15 protein-coding genes and 1 pseudogene are annotated in these 18004 nt (G+C 69.9%); 10 read left to right on the forward strand and 6 right to left on the reverse strand.

Annotated elements, in window-relative coordinates; genetic code table 11:
- The 5 genes from ettA to ABD808_RS17235 all read left to right on the forward strand — a co-directional run bounded on the left by ettA (position 1) and on the right by ABD808_RS17235 (position 4771).
- Complete coding sequence (gene ettA / locus ABD808_RS17215) at positions 1 to 1665, forward strand: energy-dependent translational throttle protein EttA (protein WP_344897551.1); 1665 nt, start codon at positions 1 to 3, stop codon at positions 1663 to 1665.
- A gap of 157 nt (positions 1666 to 1822) precedes the next feature.
- Complete coding sequence (locus ABD808_RS17220; RefSeq protein ID WP_344897554.1) at positions 1823 to 2260, forward strand: acyl-CoA thioesterase; 438 nt, start codon at positions 1823 to 1825, stop codon at positions 2258 to 2260.
- The gene (locus ABD808_RS17225; protein WP_344897557.1) at positions 2257 to 2856 is read left to right on the forward strand and encodes a GNAT family N-acetyltransferase; all 600 of its coding nucleotides are present in this window, start codon (positions 2257 to 2259) and stop codon (positions 2854 to 2856) included. The genes ABD808_RS17220 and ABD808_RS17225 overlap by 4 nt, the downstream gene beginning before the upstream one ends.
- Positions 2857 to 2995: 139 nt before the next feature.
- Positions 2996 to 3217, forward strand: coding sequence for a hypothetical protein (locus ABD808_RS17230; protein ID WP_344897560.1), 222 nt, complete (start codon positions 2996 to 2998; stop codon positions 3215 to 3217).
- Positions 3218 to 3355: 138 nt separating this feature from the next.
- Positions 3356 to 4771 (forward strand): aminopeptidase, encoded by a 1416-nt coding sequence (locus tag ABD808_RS17235; protein WP_344897563.1) that lies wholly within the window; start codon positions 3356 to 3358, stop codon positions 4769 to 4771.
- A 207-nt stretch (positions 4772 to 4978) separates the two neighbouring features.
- Here ABD808_RS17235 and ABD808_RS17240 read toward each other — a convergent pair.
- The 3 genes and pseudogenes from ABD808_RS17240 to ABD808_RS17250 all read right to left on the reverse strand — a co-directional run.
- Positions 4979 to 5344 (reverse strand): annotated as a pseudogene (locus ABD808_RS17240) (globin); the annotation flags it as partial.
- A gap of 72 nt (positions 5345 to 5416) precedes the next feature.
- Positions 5417 to 6415: a mechanosensitive ion channel family protein gene (locus tag ABD808_RS17245; protein WP_344897566.1), complete on the reverse strand. Its 999-nt coding sequence runs from the start codon at positions 6413 to 6415 to the stop codon at positions 5417 to 5419.
- Between the two features lie 254 nt (positions 6416 to 6669).
- Positions 6670 to 6951: a hypothetical protein gene (locus ABD808_RS17250; RefSeq protein ID WP_344897570.1), complete on the reverse strand. Its 282-nt coding sequence runs from the start codon at positions 6949 to 6951 to the stop codon at positions 6670 to 6672.
- Between the two features lie 380 nt (positions 6952 to 7331).
- Between ABD808_RS17250 and ABD808_RS17255 the strand changes: the two genes are divergently transcribed.
- A complete protein-coding gene (locus tag ABD808_RS17255; protein ID WP_344897572.1) occupies positions 7332 to 8978 on the forward strand; it encodes an NsdA family TPR-like regulatory protein in 1647 nt (548 codons plus the stop codon).
- A 6-nt stretch (positions 8979 to 8984) separates the two neighbouring features.
- Positions 8985 to 9590, forward strand: coding sequence for a GNAT family N-acetyltransferase (locus tag ABD808_RS17260; protein WP_344897575.1), 606 nt, complete (start codon positions 8985 to 8987; stop codon positions 9588 to 9590).
- A 68-nt stretch (positions 9591 to 9658) separates the two neighbouring features.
- On the opposite strand, the gene ABD808_RS17265 is transcribed toward ABD808_RS17260, so the two are convergent.
- Positions 9659 to 10168: an HNH endonuclease gene (locus ABD808_RS17265; RefSeq protein ID WP_344897579.1), complete on the reverse strand. Its 510-nt coding sequence runs from the start codon at positions 10166 to 10168 to the stop codon at positions 9659 to 9661.
- Between the two features lie 274 nt (positions 10169 to 10442).
- Between ABD808_RS17265 and ABD808_RS17270 the strand changes: the two genes are divergently transcribed.
- Together ABD808_RS17270 and ABD808_RS17275 are read left to right on the forward strand one after the other, a co-directional pair.
- Positions 10443 to 12527, forward strand: a complete 2085-nt coding sequence (locus ABD808_RS17270) for a prolyl oligopeptidase family serine peptidase (RefSeq protein ID WP_344897582.1) — start codon at positions 10443 to 10445, stop codon at positions 12525 to 12527.
- A gap of 295 nt (positions 12528 to 12822) precedes the next feature.
- Positions 12823 to 13041 (forward strand): FmdB family zinc ribbon protein, encoded by a 219-nt coding sequence (locus tag ABD808_RS17275; protein WP_344897585.1) that lies wholly within the window; start codon positions 12823 to 12825, stop codon positions 13039 to 13041.
- Between the two features lie 128 nt (positions 13042 to 13169).
- Here ABD808_RS17275 and ilvD read toward each other — a convergent pair whose 3' ends face one another.
- Both ilvD and ABD808_RS17285 read right to left on the reverse strand, forming a co-directional pair.
- Entirely contained in the window at positions 13170 to 15026 is a 1857-nt protein-coding gene (gene ilvD / locus ABD808_RS17280; protein WP_344897588.1) for a dihydroxy-acid dehydratase, read from the reverse strand.
- Positions 15027 to 15430: 404 nt separating this feature from the next.
- A complete protein-coding gene (locus ABD808_RS17285; RefSeq protein WP_344897591.1) occupies positions 15431 to 16222 on the reverse strand; it encodes a nuclease-related domain-containing protein in 792 nt (263 codons plus the stop codon).
- Between the two features lie 348 nt (positions 16223 to 16570).
- Between ABD808_RS17285 and ABD808_RS17290 the strand changes: the two genes are divergently transcribed.
- A complete protein-coding gene (locus tag ABD808_RS17290) occupies positions 16571 to 17995 on the forward strand; it encodes an amidase (RefSeq protein ID WP_344897594.1) in 1425 nt (474 codons plus the stop codon).
- Positions 17996 to 18004: the final 9 nt, after the last annotated feature.

The raw sequence follows: 18004 nt of genomic DNA on the forward strand, positions 1-18004 counted from the left end.
ATGCCCGAGTACATCTACACGATGCAGCGTGTGCGCAAGGCACATGGCGACAAGGTCGTCCTCGACGACGTCACCTTGCACTTCCTTCCCGGCGCGAAGATCGGTGTCCTGGGCCCGAACGGCACCGGTAAGTCGACGCTGCTGCGCATGATGGCCGGTCTGGAACAGCCGTCCAACGGGGACGCGCGCCTCATGCCGGGCTTCACCGTCGGGATGCTCCAGCAGGAGCCGCCGCTCAACGAGGAGAAGACCGTCCTCGGGAACGTGCAGGAGGGCGTCGCCGAGACCAAGGCGTTGGTCGACCGGTTCAACGAGATCGCCGAGAAGATGGCGACGGACTACTCCGACGAGCTGATGGAGGAGATGGGCAAGCTCCAGGAGCAGCTCGACCACCGCAACGCGTGGGACCTCGACAGCCAGCTCGAACAGGCGATGGACGCGCTGCGCTGCCCGCCCGGCGACGCCGAGGTGACGAAGCTGTCGGGTGGTGAGCGGCGGCGCGTCGCGCTGTGCAAGCTCCTGCTCGAAGCGCCCGACCTGCTGCTGCTGGACGAGCCCACCAACCACCTCGACGCCGAGAGCGTCCAGTGGCTGGAGCAGTTCCTCGCCAAGTACGAGGGCACCGTCCTGGCCGTCACCCACGACCGGTACTTCCTCGACAACGTGGCCACGTGGATCCTGGAGCTCGACCGGGGCCGCTGCTACCCGTACGAGGGCAACTACTCCACCTACCTCGAGAAAAAAGCGGACCGCCTGAAGGTCGAGGGCAACAAGGACGCCAAGCGGAAGAAGCGCCTCCAGGACGAGCTGGAGTGGGTCCGGTCGAACCCGAAGGCCCGCCAGACGAAGAGCAAGGCCCGGCTGGAGCGGTATGAGGAGATGGCCGCCGAGGCCGACAAGCACCGCAAGCTGGACTTCGAGGAGATCCAGATCCCGCCGGGGCCCCGCCTCGGCAACACGGTCATCGTCGCCGACAAGCTGAGCAAGGGCTTCGACGACCGCGTCCTGATGGACGACCTGACGTTCAACCTGCCCCCGAACGGCATCGTCGGCGTCATCGGCCCGAACGGCGTCGGCAAGACCACGCTGTTCCGCATGATCGTGGGCGAGGAGCACCCGGACGCCGGTGAGCTGCGCCTTGGCGACACCGTCAAGGTCTCCTACGTCGACCAGGGACGCGGCGGCATCGAACCGAAGAAGACGGTGTGGGAGGTCGTCTCGGACGGCCTCGACTACATCAACGTCGGACAGGTCGAGATGCCGTCCCGCGCCTACGTCGCCGCGTTCGGTTTCAAGGGCCCCGACCAGCAGAAACCGGCGGGCGTCCTGTCCGGGGGCGAGCGCAACCGGCTCAACCTGGCGCTGACGCTCAAGCTGGGCGGCAACGTCCTGCTGCTGGACGAGCCGACCAACGACCTCGACACCGAGACCCTGTCCAGCCTGGAGAACGCCCTCCTGGAGTTCCCCGGCTGCGCCGTGATCACCTCCCACGACCGGTGGTTCCTCGACCGGATCGCCACGCACATCCTCGCGTGGGAGGAGGGGGCGAACTGGTTCTGGTTCGAGGGCAACTTCGCCGACTACGAGAAGAACAAGATCGAGCGGCTCGGCGCCGACGCCGCCCGCCCGCACCGCGTCACGCACCGCAAGCTCACCCGCGACTGACCCCGGCTGGGCCGCCGCATCACGTTCGATCCGGCGGCCCACTCGGGCAGTCCGCTCTGGGGCGGCGTGAGCGGGGCCACGCGGGGGCGTCCAGGGCTGGGAAGGGCGCTGACGGTAGCATCGGCCCGGACCGGTTTCCGTACCCCCAGGCGAGGACATGCAGCAGACCGACCTGCCCGCGGCCGAGTACCGGCACGTCTACGAGTTCCATGTGCGGTTCGGCGACATCGACTCCCAGGGACACGTCAACAACGTCAAGTTCCTCGGCTACCTGGAGGACGCGCGCCTGGAGATGTTCCACGGCGACCCGGTCCGCAAGGGGGAGAAGCCCGTCCGCGGCATGGTGATCTCCCGGCACGAGATCGACTACCGGCGGCCGCTGCTGCCGACCGTCTACCCGATCCGGGTGGAGACCTGGGTGACCGAGGCCCGCGCGGCGTCGTTCACGCTGGCCTACGAGGTGCGCGACGACGACCACGTCTACGCCGAGGCCATCTCGAAGCTCGTCGCGTTCGACCCGAAGACGAACCGGTTGCGCCGGTTCACCTCGGCCGAGCGCGAGTTCATCGAACGCTACGCGGCGCCCGCCGCATGACGGCGCTCGCCGGGCAGCCGCCGCCCCTGCTGGACGAGGGCAGGCGGCCGGGGGTGCGGCTCCGCGTCGTCCAGATGGCGGACGCGGAGGGGCTCGCCGCGCTCTACGAGGCGAACCGCGACTACCTGCGTCCCTGGGAACCGGAACGCGACGACTCGTACTTCACCGTCGACGGCCAGCGCGACAACCTGCACGGCCTGGTGGCGGCGCACGCGAGGGGCGAGATGTGGCCGGGCGTCATCCTGGTGGACGGCCAGGTCGCCGGGCGGATCACGCTCAACAACGTCCTGCGCGGCCCGTTGCGGAGCTGCTTCGTCGGCTACTGGGTGGCGCGCGCGCACTCGGGGCGCGGTGTCGCGTCCGAGGCGCTGAGGCAGGTGCTGGACGTGGCGTTCGACGACCTGGGCCTGCACCGCGTCGAGGCGTTCACGCGGGTCGACAACCACGCGTCCCAGCGCGTCCTGGAGCGGAACGGCTTCACGGCGGTGGGGACGTCCCGGCGCCACATCCACGTGGACGGACGCTGGCACGACGAGCGGTTCTTCGAACGCCTCGCCCCTTGGGACGACGGCGTCACGCTCGCCCCTCCCGGCTGACGCCCGCCCGGGCTGACGGCGTCCGGCTGACGGCGTTTTGCGGACAACGACCGGCTGATGGCGGTTCGGGCGACTAGGGATCATTCTTACCGGGTATTACCGGAAAGAAGGAGTCAGCCCCCGCCAGAGAAGGCGCCACATGTCCCCCTATCTCGCCGCATGGATTCTGTGGATCCTGATGTTCTTCGCCATCGAACTGCCCGCGGTATTCAACCGGCAGTCCGATGACACGCTTTCCGAGCTGGTATGGACCGTTTTCGCCGTTCGCGGCAAGCCCGTCGGCTGGCAGCTGCGCCGGCTCGCCCTCCTCGTCGGGCTCGGCTGGCTGGTCGCCCATTTCCTTACAGGTGGTGCTGTCTGACCCGTTGTCCACCTGAGTGCCCGGTGACAACCGAGCTGTCACGGATAGATAACAAGCGCAGCAGCAATCCGTTTTCAGCCCACGTCTCGCTCTAGGGTCGCGACGCGAATGTGGAGATCCCACGCAGAAGGGACACAAATGCGGCGCATCTCACGAGGAGCGGTGGCACTGCTGCTCGCCGCGGGCGTGACCGGGGCCGGCGCCACCGCGGCGCAGGCGGTGACCGTCAAGGCGGGTGCCGTCCAGGCGGGCGACATCCTCGACCAGCTCAAGGCCATCCCCGGAATGCAGGTGACGGAGAAGACCTCGACGTTGCCCGGCTACCGCTGGTTCTGGCTTGAGTACAGGCAGCCGGTCGACCACCGCCATCCGCGGGGACCATGGTTCGAGCAGCGCATCATGCTGCAACACAAGGACGCCGACCGGCCCATGGTCCTCTACACCAGCGGCTACAACACACCCGAAACGATGTTCACGTCCGAGCCCACCGCGCTCGTCGACGGCAACCAGATCTCGGTCGAGTACCGCTACTTCACCCCGTCCCGTCCCGAACCGGCGGACTGGCGCAAGGACGACATCTGGCAGGCCGCCACCGACGAGCACCGGCTCATCGGCGCGTTGAAGCGGATCTACCACGGCAAGTGGATTTCGACCGGTGCCAGCAAGGGCGGCATGACCGCCGTCTACCACAAGCGTTTTTACCCCCGTGACGTGGACGGCAGCGTCGTCTACGTGGCTCCGAACGATGTGAACAACAACGACGACCGCGCCTACGACAAGTTCTTCAAGACGGTCGGCAACGACCCCGAATGCCGCACCCACGTGAAGGCGCTCGCGCGGGAGTTCCTCAAGCGTCGTCCCGCCATGCTCGAACGCTTCAAGGCCGCCGCCGACAAGGGCGGTTGGACGTTCGACATCCTGCGCACACAGGACCGCGCGTTCGAGAACTCCGTGATGGACTACGAGTGGGCGTTCTGGCAGTACAGCCTCCAGGCCGACTGCGCGACCCTCCCGGCCGTGGACGCCTCCGACGACGCCATCTACCAGACGCTCGACACCATCTCCGGTCTCTCCTTCTACAGCGACCAGGGGCTCGCACCGTACATCCCGTACTACTACCAGGCGGGCACCCAGCTCGGCTGGCCCACGCCCCAGTTCACGAACCTGCGTCCGCTGCTGCGGTACGAGAGCAGCTACGAGCCGCGCACCTACGTTCCGCGTGACATCCGCATGCGTTTCGACCACGGTCGCGCCATGCGCGACATCGACCGCTGGGTGCGCGGGGACGCGAACCACATGCTGTTCCTGTACGGGGCGAACGACCCGTGGGGTTCCGAGCCGTTCCGCCTCGGCTATGGCAGCCGCGACTCGGCCGTGTACGTCGCTCCCGGCATGAACCACAGCGCGCGCCTCATCAACGCGCTGACCGCCGACGAGAAGGCCAAGTCGATCGCCTTCGTCAAGCGCTGGGCCGGTGTCGACGCCGACGCGCCGACGCTCAAGGCCGCTCCCGCCGCCGACGACCCGCTCCAGCTCCAGCGCCCCCCGCTGTAGCCGCGAACGCGATCTGGCAAGACCGGCACTCTGGCAAGACCAGCGGTGTGCCGGGCCCCGTGCGCTGACCCCTGGCACAGGCCCGGCACACCGCGTCTCGTTTCCGGACGCGCATACCGACGTGCGAGTGAGTCCCCGGATCGGCAGCCAACGTGAAGTCAGCCGACGGTGAGGTCGGCCGGGCATGGGGTCGGCCGGGCGTCAGGTGGGGGAGTTCACCATGCTCTGGGCGGCCATCGTGAAGTAGTCCCAGAGCTGCTTCTCCAGGGGCTCGGGCAGCTCCAGATCGTCCACCGCGTCGCGCATGTGGCGCAGCCAGGCGTCCCGCTCGGCCTGGCCGATGACGAACGGAACGTGCCGCATCCGCAGCCGGGGATGCCCGCGCCGCTGACTGTAGGTGGTGGGGCCGCCCCAGTACTGGATGAGGAACAGCCGCAGTCTCTCCTCGGCGGGCCCGAGGTCCTCCTCGGGATAGAGGGCGCGAAGGTCGGGGTCGTCCGCGACGCCCTGGTAGAAGCGGTGGACCAGCCGGTGGAAGGTCTCCTCGCCGCCGACCGCTTCGTAGAAGGTCACCTGTTCAGCCATAGCGCCCCCACCCTATGCGAGCGGGGCCCCGCGCCGTCCGCCGATCCCCGACCTGATCCACTACGGGGTGGGGGTGGCGACCGTCACACCCGCCTCGTCGAACGCCAGCTTGACCCGTTCGCGCAGCTCACGGGCGATGTCGCCCTGCCTGCCCGGGGCCGTCTTCAGCACGACGCGGATGACGAGGGCGTCGCCGGCGAGCGCCTGCACGCCCCACACCGACGGCGCCTCCAGGACGAGATCCTTCCACCGCTCGTCGGCGGCCAGCTCGTCGGCGGCGTTCTGGAGGATGTCCTTGACCTTCTCGACGTCCTCCTGGATGTCGACGGGGATGTCCAGGACGGCGCGGCCCCAGTTCTGCGACTCGTTCCCGACCTTCTTGATCTCGCCGTTCGGGACGTACCAGACGATGCCGTCGACGTCCCGCATCCGCGTGACCCGCAGCGTGACGGCCTCGACAGTCCCCTTGGCGGTGCCCACGTCGATGAAGTCGCCGACGCCGTACTGGTCCTCCAGCAGCATGAACAGCCCGGCGAGGAGGTCCTTGACGATGTTCTGCGCGCCGAAGCCGACCGCGACGCCGATGACGCTCGCGCTCGCCAGGATCGGCGCGAGGTTCAGGCCGAGGGAGCCGAGGATGCTGAAGGCCGCCGTCCCCATGATCAGGACGGACGCGATCGAGCGCAGCACCGACCCGAGCGTCTGGGCGCGCTGGGCCCGGCGCTTGTTGAGCAGGGCGGGGCTGCCCTCGAACACCGTCCGGGACCGTTCCCTGGCCCGCTCGGTCATCGTGCCCTCGGCCATCCGCAGCGTCACCCTGGTGATCATGCGGTGCGCGATGCTCTTCAGGACCAGCGCGATCACGAACGTGAGGACGATCAGGAAGACGGTCCTGAGGGGCCCGTCGAGCCAGGTCGAGTAGAACCGGGTGAACCCGGTGTTGTGTGAGATGTTCCAGATGAGCCTGCACGCGGCGGTGGGCTCCTGGTCGCCGCGACAGGCTTTCTCGGCGGAACCGTCCTGCGCCCAGGGCAGCAACGGTGCGACGGCGAGTGACATACGTGAAGACCCTCCCCGGCCATTGTGGTGCCTGGACACCGCGCCGTGGACCCGCAGCCGGTTCGAGTCGATCGTAGGGGACGATATCGACCGATTCGTACCGCGACCCGCGAGGACGCCGCCCCGCGAGGTGCCCTGGCGGCCGGGGAGGGTTGGCCTGGCGGGCGTGTCCCGTGAATGGCCGTGGCCGCCGCGCCGGTTTCGGCCATGGCCACGGGACACGCCCGGTCTGGGGGGCCGCCCACGAGGGGGCCTCAGTGACGGAGCGGCTGGAGGACGTGCGCCAGCTTCAACGCGGCGCCACCCACGTCGTCGACGTGGTGCATGCGCTCCCCCCAGGACCACCAGAAGTAGTGGTCCTTGGTCTCCGGAACCGGTGCGCACGTGACGTCCTCCGCGAGGCTGGCGGCCTCGGGATTCACGACGCGCAGGAACGCCGGACCCGAGCGGGTCCTGACGACACGGGCGACGAGCCCCTGCGTGTCGAGCTCGTGCTCCAGTTCCTCCAGGTAGCTGAGGCGTCTGTCGCTGACCACCCTTCGCACCCCCTCTGTGGGCGAGTACCGGTCAACTCGTCAACTCTGTGAATCCGGTCGGTCACTAGGGGCGAGACTTGCAACTCTCACCCTGCCGGGTCAAGTGACCGGGCGTTCGCCGAAGAACCGGATTACCCCACCTCAGGGGAAGTCTGCACCCTTGTGGAGGAAGAATCTCTACCCGGGGAGTGCGGGACGCGTCCCGGCCGCCGTTTCTTCCCCGAAACCGCTTGGCGGGCAATGTGACGAGGGTTACGCTGCGTGCGCAAGAGATTATCTGTCGTGGCCATGACCAGCGACCGGTCGCCGTGGCAGGGACGATCGCCCTCCCCCCAGGGGACCGGAGTCCCGGCCCGCCAACCGGGAGGAGGCCGGAGTCGATGTCGGATCCCCCCCGCAGAGAAACAGAGGCGGCCCGCCGGATCCGTGCGCGCGCCCTGGCCCAGGGCCGGGCGCCGGTCGACATCGCGAAGGACATCTACGAACAGTGCGGGCCGCTGTACGGCACCAGCCGGATCAAGGCGCACAGACTGGCCCACGGCGTCGCGCTGTCCGACATCGTGGCGCAGGTCAGGGCCCTCTACGAGGTCGAGGGGAAACCGCCCCCCCGCCTCGGTGAGACGCTGCTGTCCGCCTACGAGAGCGGCTACAAGAGGCCCGGCCCCGAGTACCTGCACTACCTGTGCGCCGTGTACCGCGTGGAGCCGGACGACCTCGACTACCAGAGTCCCTGCATCTGCGGACACGGCCACACCGGCCGCCCGGGCGCCACGAGCGTCCCCCAGCCGCGCCCCGCCGAACGGCGCGCGGCACCCGGCTCCGACGCCCTCGTCGGAGCGATCGTGCCCAGGTCCGAGGAGCGGCCCTGGGCGACCATCAACGACCACCGGGGCACCGACCGCGCAGACGGCCCCCTGAACATCGATGTGGGTGAGGAGGACATCGTGCTTCGTAGAACCCTTCTGCAGCTTCTGGCCGGAGCGGGCGTGGCGCTCGACGGTCAGTTCCTGGGAGCCGTCGACAACCTGCGCCGCAAGATGGACGACACGCTCGTCGGCGCCACCGTGTCGCCGACCATGCTCGACCAGTGGGAGGAGACCACCTACGGCTACGGCCGCCAGTACCAGGCGACGCCGTCGCTCCGCATGCTCTGCGACGTCCTGCTGGACTTCAGCGAGGTGCGCCGCATGTGCGACAAGCGCCAACCCGTCGAACTCCAGGAACGGCTGTGCCGGATCGCGGCGCAACTGTCCGGGCTGTCCGGCCTGATCATGATCAACCTCGGCGACCACCGGTTGGCCCGCTCGTTCTTCCGCACCGCGCGCACGGCCGCCGACGAGACCGGCGACCGACAGCTGCGCGCCTGGGTCACCGTCCGCGAGTCGCTCGTCCCGATGTACTACGGCGACCCCCGCGAAGCGCTGCACCTGGCCCGCAAGGCACAGGACCTCGCCGGACGCACGCCCGGCGTCGCCGCCGCGATGGCCCCCGCCGTCGAGGCCAGGGCACTCGGCATGCTCGCCATGCGCGGCCGCGGCGACGCCGCGCCCAGCGCCCGGCGCGCCCTCGTCCGCGGCCGCTCGGTGTTCGACCAACTCTCCAAGACCGACACCAGCGACCTGGTCTACGGCTTCACCGACCGGCAGATGGCCTTCTACGAGGGCGACACGTTCACCAGCCTCGGCGACCACAAGCACGGCGACGAGGTCCTCAGCCACGCGCTGACCCTGTACTCGCCCACCGACCGGGTCGACCTGACCCTGGTCCGGCTCGACCGGGCGATGTGCAAGGTCCACGCCGGAGAACCCCAGGCCGCCCTCACCGCCGGACAGGAGGCCATCCTCGAACTGCCGGCCGACCACCGCTCCGACATCCTCGTCCACCGCGCCCGCCAGATCGGCGCGGCGGTCAACCTGAGATTCGGCGAGGTCTCCGGCCTCAAGGACTTCAACGAGGCCCTGGCCGGGCCCTGGGTGACGAGTCCCACCCAGGAACGTCCGGCCGTCCCGCCGTCCGAGCAGGTCTGACCCGGCATGGGCACCTTCGACAACGCGCCCTGGCAGGGTCACCGCGCCCTGGTCCGGATCCAGGACGAGCCCCCGGTGTGGAGCTTCGGAACGCTCCGACTCCGCCGCTACCACGCCGCCGACCACGGCACGGTCCTCGCCCTGCACCGCACCGGCCTGGCCCAGGTCGGCCTGCGTCCCGGCGACGGCGTCTACTACGACCACGACTTCTTCCGCATGGACGATATCTACCTGCGCAACGACGGCGAGTTCCTCGTGGGCGAACTCGACGGCCAGATCGTCGCCATGGGCGGCCTGCGCCGCGCCGACCTCGTCCCCGGCGGCCGGGCCCGCGCCTTCGGCGGTTACGCCCCCGGCGCACCCGTCCTGGACGCCGCCGAGATGGTCCGGCTCCGCGTCCTGCCCTCCGTCCAACGCCGCGGCTACGGCACCGCCGTCGTCCAGGCCCTGGAAGAACGCGCCGTCGAGTTCGGCTACCGCGTCCTGCGCGCCGACACCACCGAACTCCAGGGCCCCGCCCTGGCCCTCTACGGCAAGTTCGGCTGGACGGAAACACGCCGCGAGACCATCGGCGGCATCGTCAACATCTACATCGAGAAACAACTCCGCTGAGCACCCGAGCCGCGGGTCGTCCCGCCGGAGGCGCGGCCCGGCGAGACACCCGCGGCTCGGGGTAGGTTTCAGGCGGCGGGTTCGCTTACGTAGGCGGCCCATTGGGGGTCGCCGTCGTGGATCAGGCCGATCAGACGCCAGTGGGCGCCGCGGGGGACGCCCGGGGTGATGCTCAGGGTCCAGCCGAGTTCGTCCAGGAGGCGGTCGGCCTTGCGGTGGTTGCAGGTCATGCAGGACGCGACGCAGTTCTCCCAGACGTGCTTGCCGCCGCGGCTGCGGGGCTGGACGTGGTCGATCGTCTCGGCGCGGCGGCCGCAGTAGACGCAGCGGAAGTTGTCGCGGCGCATCAGCGCGGCGCGGGTGAGGGGGACGCGGGTGCGGAACGGGATGCGCACATAGCGGCGTAGGCGGATGACGGACGGAACGTCGATCGTCATCGCGGCCGAGTGCAGGACCGCGCCCGAGGTGTCATGGTGGACGATCTCGGCCTTCTCCCGAAGCACGAGGCAGACCGCCCGCCGGAGCGGGAGTGTGGTGAGTGGTTCGTACGTCGCGTTCAGGAGGAGGACCTGTCTCATCTCAGACGCCCTCCACCGGGGTCCGTTGTTCGTCAGCCTCGGTGGGCGCGACTGGGCGCGCCTCGCACCGAGGCCCGATTATCGTCTCCGGTACCTGCGCTCTCGCCATGAGGACCTCCCCGGGGCGAACCGACCAGATCAGTGTGGCGTCTGAGGGAGGCCGCCCGCTACCCCAATAATCCCCCTTCGGACGGCCGATCGAACGCGAAGCGCTCTGGCGGCCGTTCGCAGTGTACGGGACGGCCGGTCCGGAACGACCAATACAGTGCAACCTATGACGCCGTATCCGTCCGCGAAGCGCCAGGACATCGTCGAGAACATCCAAGGTCAGCGGGTCGCCGACCCGTATCGGTGGCTTGAGGACGCGGCCACCGACGACACCGGAGCGTGGCTCGCCGCCCAGGACGACCTGTTCCACAAGGTCACGGACGCGCTGCCCGGACGGGACGCGCTGCGGCGACGGCTCGGTGACCTGCTCGGCGCGGGCAGCGTCGGCGCGCCGGTGTGGCGGGGCGAACGCCGGTTCTTCACGCGCCGTGCCGCCGACCAGGAGCATCCGGCGCTGTACACGGTGGATCCGGATGGGGCGGAGCGCGTCCTCGTCGACCCCATGGCCCTCGACCCCGAGGGGACGACGACGCTGGACGCCTGGCAGCCCGACAAGGAGGGGCGGCGCCTGGCGTACATGATTTCGAGCGGCGGGGACGAGGAGTCGCTCCTGCACGTCGTCGACGTCGCGACCGGCGAACGGGTGGAGGGCCCGATCGACCGGGCGCGGTACTCGTCGATCGCGTGGCTGCCGGGCGGCGAGGCCTACTACTACACGCGCCGTCTCGCCGCGCGGGACGTCCCGGTGGGGGAGGAGCAGTACCACCGGCGCGTCTACCTGCACCGCGTTGGCACCGAACCCGACACGGACGACGTCCTGATCTTCGGCGCCGGGATGGACAAGACCAACTACTACGGGGTCGGGGTCAGCCGGGACGGGCGCTGGCTGACGATCTCCGCGTCTCAGGGCACCGCACCCCGCAACGACCTGTGGATCGCCGATCTGTCGACGTCGCCATCCCAGAAGCCTGCTTTTCGTGCCGTCCAGGAGGGTGTGGACGCCGGAACCGGCCTCCACGTGGGACGCGACGGCCGCGCCTACATCTTCACCGATCGCGACGCGCCCCGCTCCCGGCTCTGTGTCACCGACCCCGCCGACCCCTCCTACGACACCTGGCGGAGCCTGATTCCGGAGGATCCGGAGGCCGTCCTCACCACATACGCGATCCTGGACGATCTCGACCGTCCCGTGCTGCTGGCCGGTTGGCAGCGTCATGCGATCAGCGAGATCACCGTCCACGACCTGGAGACCGGCGAGGAGTTGGGCACCGTTCCCACCCCAGGGCTCGGCTCGATCGGCGGGATCACCGAGCGCCTCGAGGGCGGCCACGAGGCGTGGTTCGGCTACACGGACAACGTCACCCCATCCTCAGTGCTCCGCTACGACGCCCGCACCGGAGAGACCACCCTGTGGGCATCCGCGCCTGGAAGCGTTGAGGTTCCGGAGATCGAGACCCGCCAGGTCGTCTACCCGTCCCGCGACGGGACCGAGGTGCGGATGCTCGTCGTGTCGCGCCCCGACGCGTCCGGCCCGCGTCCCACCATCCTGTACGGGTACGGCGGGTTCAACATCTCCCTCACACCGAGTTACTCCGCGAGCATTCTGGCTTGGGTCGAAGCAGGCGGCGTCTACGCGATCGCCAACCTGCGCGGCGGTTCTGAGGAGGGGGAGGAGTGGCACCGCGCCGGGATGCGCGACCGTAAGCAGAACGTGTTCGACGACTTCCACGCCGCCGCCGAGAAGCTCATCGCGGACGGTCTGACCACCCCCGCGCAACTCGCGATCTCCGGCGGCTCCAACGGCGGCCTTCTCGTCGGCGTGGCCCTCACCCAGCGTCCCGACCTGTACCGGGCGGTGGTGTGCTCGGCACCGCTCCTCGACATGGTCCGCTACGAGCGGTTCGGCCTGGGGGAGACCTGGAACGACGAGTACGGCACGGCCGACGACCCCGAGGAGTTCGGCTGGCTCATCGGGTACTCCCCGTACCACCACGTCCACGCGGGCACCGCCTACCCGGCCGTCCTGTTCACCACCTTCGGCAGCGACACCCGCGTGGACCCCCTCCACGCCCGCAAGATGTGCGCCGCCCTCCAACACGCCACCGCCTCGGACGTCCCGATCCTCCTCCGCAACGAGTCGAACGTCGGCCACGCCGCCCGCTCGGTGACCCGCTCCGCCGACCTCCTGACAGACACCCTCTCTTTCCTAGCCACCCAAACCGGCCTACCCCTCCACCCAGCAAGCCGCTAGGCGAGCCCACCAACCACACCCGAACCAGCCACTGAACGAACCCCAGCCACTGAACGAACCCCAGCCACTGAACGAACCCCAGCCACCCTCCGCAACCACGCAGAGACCCAAACCACTGCGATCGCGTCCGAAGGCTGGTGCGAGCGAAGCGAGACCCAGATCGCGAAGCGAGCCGCTAGGCGAGTCGAGAGCGATGCAGCGATCGCACGCGGTGCACGACGATGGAGGGCGTTCAACGCCCGAAGGAGGAGTGCACTGCAATCAACACAGCGGAGTGAAATGCTATAAAGACACAGTGCCTCGTTATGACTATCGTTGCCGCGCTTGTGGGTCGACCTTCGAGGTCTCTCGCCCGATGATCAATGCGTCCGATCCGGCTGTGTGTCCGGACGGGCATGAGGACACCGTCAAGCTGCTGTCCACGGTCGCCGTCACCGGGACGGCGCGGGGTGGGATGGCTGCGCCGAAGCCCGCGGGTGGGGGCGGGTGTTGCGGCGGGGGTTGTTGCTCCTAGCCCGCCTGGGCGGTGCGTAGGGTCGCGGCCATGGCGGTCGAGTCGTGGGCTCCTTCGGTGGTGGGGCCTTTTCGGGCCCCACCACGCCTTCCCTCGGGAAACGGAGGCGACTGTCCGCGGGGTGAAGCTCAGAGGTTGTCGAGTTGGGAGACGTCGCGGGCCGCGCCGGTGGCGGCGGACGTCGCCATGGCGGCGTAGGCGCGCAGGGCGGCGCTGACGGGACGGTGCCGGTCGCGAGGGCGGTAACCGCCGAGGTCGGCGAGGAGCTTCTCGCGGCGGACCTCCAGCTCGTCGGCCGGGACGTCGAGTTCGAGGGTCCGGTTCGGGATGTCGATGACGACGCGGTCGCCGTCCTCGACGAGGGCGATGATGCCGCCGCCCGCGGCCTCGGGGGAGGCGTGGCCGATGGACAGGCCGGAGGTGCCGCCGGAGAACCGGCCGTCGGTGATCAGCGCGCACGCCTTGCCGAGGCCGCGGCCCTTGAGGAAGCTCGTCGGGTACAGCATCTCCTGCATGCCGGGGCCGCCCTTCGGGCCCTCATAGCGGATCACGACGACGTCGCCCGCCTTGACCCTGTCGCCGAGGATGCCTTCGACGGCGTCGTCCTGCGACTCGAAGACGACGGCGGGGCCGGTGAACGTCCACAGCTCCTCGTCGACGCCCGCGGTCTTGACGATGGCGCCGTCGGGGGCGATGTTGCCGCGCAGGACGGCGAGGCCGCCGTCGGCGGTGTAGGCGTGCTCGACGGAGCGGATGCAGCCGTTCTCGCGGTCGAGGTCGAGCGACTCCCAGCGGGCGCTCTGGCTGAACGCGGAGGTGGTGCGGACGCCGCCGGGCGCCGCGTGGAACAGCTCCAGGGCCTCCGGCAGGACGTCGGGGGAGCGGACGTCCCACTTGGCGAGGAACTCGTCCAAAGACGCGGAGTGCACCGAGTGGGAGGAGCCGTGCAGCAGCCCGGCGCGGTGCAGTTCGCCGAGGAGGGCGGGGATGCCGCCCGCGCGGTGGCAGTCCTCGACGTGGTACTTGGCGCTGGCCGGGGCGAGCTTGCAGACGCACGGGACGCGGCGCGACAGCGCGTCGATGTCGGACAGGCCGAAGTCGACGCCCGCCTCGGTGGCGGCGGCCAGCAGGTGCAGGATCGTGTTGGTGGAGCCGCCCATCGCGACGTCCAGGACCATGGCGTTGGCGAAGGCGTCGCGGGTGGCGATGTTCAGCGGCAGGACGGACTCGTCGTCGCCGTCGTAGTAGCGGTGGGCGACGTCCACGACGGTGCGGCCCGCGTCCTCGTAGAGGCGGCGGCGGGCGGTGTGGGTGGCGAGGACGGTGCCGTTGCCGGGCAGGGCCAGCCCGATCGCCTCGGTGAGGCAGTTCATCGAGTTGGCGGTGAACATGCCGGAGCAGGACCCGCAGGTCGGGCAGGCGCTCTCCTCCAGCGCGAGGAGCTTGTCCTCGGCGATGGACATGTCGGCGGACGCGATGATCGGGTCGATCAGGTCGAGCTTGTTGCCGCCGAGGACGCCCTCGACGGGCTTGCCCGCCTCCATCGGCCCGCCGGACACGAACACCGTCGGGATGTTGAGCCGCAGCGCCGCCAGCAGCATCCCGGGCGTGATCTTGTCGCAGTTGGAGACGCAGACGAGGGCGTCGGCGCAGTGCGCGTTGACCATGTACTCGATGGCGTCGGCGATCACCTCGCGGGACGGCAGCGAGTACAGCATGCCGTCGTGGCCCATGGCGATGCCGTCGTCGACGGCGATCGTGTTGAACTCGCGGGGCACCCCGCCCGCCTCGCGGACGGCGCCCGCGACGACCTTGCCGACCTCGTCCAGGTGGACGTGGCCGGGCACGAACTGGGTGAAGCTGTTGGCCACCGCGACGATCGGCTTGCCGAAGTCCTCGCGTTCGACGCCGCTGGCCCGCATGAGGGCGCGGGCGCCCGCCATGTTCCGGCCATGGGTGACGGTGCGTGACCTGAGCGGTGGCATGGGATCGACCTCTCGAACGTGGGCGTTGCGTCGCGGCGGTCGCCGGGGGCCGCGCGTGGTTCGGCGCGGCGGAGGGCGAGTCGCGTGTCGCGGGTGCGCGCAGCGGCGGATCGCGGCGCTGCCGCCGGCTCAGCGGAGATCGCGCACGGGCCGGCCGATGTCCTTTGATGCTACCAACCGTTTCGAGGGCATGGACAAAGCCGAGCAGGCAGAGCAGGGAGAAGGCCGGGCAGGGGAGAAAGCCGGGCAGGGAGAAGGCCGGGCAGGGAGAAAGCCGGGACGCGACGTCCCGGCCTCCGTGGCGGCGTGCCCGCGGCCTGGTACCGGTACGCGGGGCGTACACCGGTCGCTCGTGGCCGTCGTCGGGCGGTGGGCGGCCCGGGGAAGCGGGGCCGCCCGGGACCTCAGTCGGGGTACTTCGGTGGCAGTGCCGACTCGGCCGCCTGGAAGATGTCGCGGACCTCGCCGTCGTCCAGGATCTTCGGACGGCGGCGCAGGTACGCGCGCGCCCGGTTGCCCGCGTAGACGTCGACGTCGCGGACCCGCATGACCTTCCACGGGATGGACGGCCCGTAGATCGCCACGGACGGCTGTACCGGCACGTCGAACCCGACCCGTTCGCCGAGGATGTTGCTCGCCATCTGGGCTTCCCAGCGCGCCTCGTCCAGCCGGTCCTTCTTGTTGAAGGGGCCGTGGAAGAGCTTGAGGTGGGACATGGTGCGGACGGGGAGTCGCTTGTCCCACTTCTCGGAGTCGATGGCGTAGACGCCGCTCGGCCCGATCACCAGGTGGTCGATCCGCCCGTCGCTGACGCCCTCGTCGTCGCGTGGCACGGCGCGCGCGTGCAGCACGAGGTACCCGTTGCGTTGCAGGGACCTCAGCTGCTTCTCGGTGCGCCGTTCCGCGGCCGAGGACTTCTGCCAGGCCGTGACGGTGGAGTCGGTGCGGGACCGGCGGACGATGTCGCCGACGACGACCAGGACCGCGACCGCGACGCCGAGGCGCCAACCGGCGAGGCCGAGCGTCACGACCCCGGCGGCGACGGCGACGCCGCCGCGCCACAGCCAGCGGCGCGTGCGCGGGTCGTCGAGCGCCGCGGTGACGGCGCCCTCACCCCCGTCGCCGAACCCGTCGCCGTACCCGTCGCCCAGGCCGTCGGGCGGGCCGCCGGTGTCCTTGTCGGGACGCTCCTTCACCGGACCATGGTGATGGTACTCACGCGTTTCCTCCGACCCCGTCGCGTTCGGCCCCGTTGTCTTCGAACCGGCCCGGGGCTGGCCCCTGGCCGCCTGTGTGTTGCCCCGCTCCATGATCGCCATGAGTGACGCTCCGTATTCCTTTCCCATCGGGGGCATGATCCTCCGTGCGCAGAGTAATCACCCGCGAGGTTCCCGACTAGTCATGCCGGGTTAATGTTTTGTCGCCTCCCGTCGGTGATTCACTGACGCCGAGGGTGGGTACGTAAGTATTCTTCTCCCTTCCGCCGCTGCGATCCACCCTGCCCTCTTTGAAGCCCGCGCACACGGCGTCTAGCGTTCGACTTCGTGACACAGACCCATGACCTCAGCGCGACCGCGATGGCGGCCGCCGTGCGCACCGGGGAAGTATCCCCGGTCGAGCTGACCGAGCATTATCTGGCACGCATCGAACGGCTCAACGAGCAGGTCGGCGCCTACGTGACCGTCACCGCAGAGCGCGCCCGCGAGGAGGCGCGCCGCGCGGAGAAGGCCGTCGCGGAGACCGCCGACCCGGCGGAGCTGCCGCCGCTGCACGGGGTCCCGGTCCCCATCAAGGACCTGAACATGGTGGACGGCGTCCGCACCACCTACGGGACGACCGTCTACTCCGACCTCACCGGCTTCGCGGACGACAGCGTCGTCGCCCTGCTGCGGCGGGCCGGGTCGGTGCTGCTCGGCAAGACCGCGTCGCCCGAGCTGGGGCTGACCTGCTACACCGAGGGCGACGTCTCGCCGCCCGCCCGGACGCCCTGGGACCTGTCGAGGTCGGCGGGCGGATCCAGCGGCGGCGCCGCGGCGGCGGTCGCGTCCGGTCTCGCCCCGGTCGCGCAGGGCAGCGACGGCGGCGGCTCGATCCGGATCCCGTCCAGCGCCTGCGGCCTCTTCGGGCTCAAGCCGACCCGGGGCCGGATCTCGCAGGGACCGCTGCTCCCCGACCTGTTCGGGCTGTCCACGAACGGGTCGATCGCCCGCACCGTCCGCGACGCGGCCCTCCTGCTAGACGTGATGTCCGCCCACATGCCCGGCGACCTGTACGCGGCACCGCCCGTCGAGGGGACGTTCGCGTCGTACGCGGACCGTCCGCCCGGCAGGCTCCGGATCGCGCGCAGCAAGGAACCCGCCGTGGCGGACGTCGTCGTGCATCCCGACTGTGTGGCCGCCTACGACGCGGCGTCCGAACTGCTGGAGGAGCTGGGCCACGAGGTCGTGGAGCTGCCCCCGGTGTTCGGCCCCGACCTCATCCCGCGTTTCGAGACGCTCTGGGGCGCGATGGCCGCGTTCTCGCCCATCGCCGAGGAGAGCGAGCGTCTCCTCCAGCCGCTGACCCGCTGGCTCCGGGACCGTGGCCGGTCGACGACCGCCACGCAACTGTTCGGCGCCCAGGCCGCGTTGCAGGGGGCGCTGCGGGCGGCCTTCCCGGTGATGGACGAGTTCGACGCGATCCTGCACCCGACGCTGGCCGAGCCGCCCGTGCCCGTCGGGTACTTCCACGACCAGGAGCCCGCCGAGAACTTCGAGCGGCAGAAGCGCTTCACGCCGTTCGCGGCGATGTACAACATCTCCGGGCAGCCCGCGGTGAACGTTCCGTTGCAGTGGAACGATGCGGGGCTTCCTATCGGGGTCATGCTCGCCGGGCGGCTTGGCGGGGAGGGCACGCTGATCTCGCTGTCCGCGCAGCTGGAGGAGGCCCGTCCCTGGATCGACCGCAAGCCGGACATCTGGACGGCGTGAGCCCGGCCC

Origin of the sequence: Actinomadura meridiana (assembly GCF_039537545.1) — a bacterium.
GTDB lineage: Bacteria > Actinomycetota > Actinomycetes > Streptosporangiales > Streptosporangiaceae > Spirillospora > Spirillospora meridiana.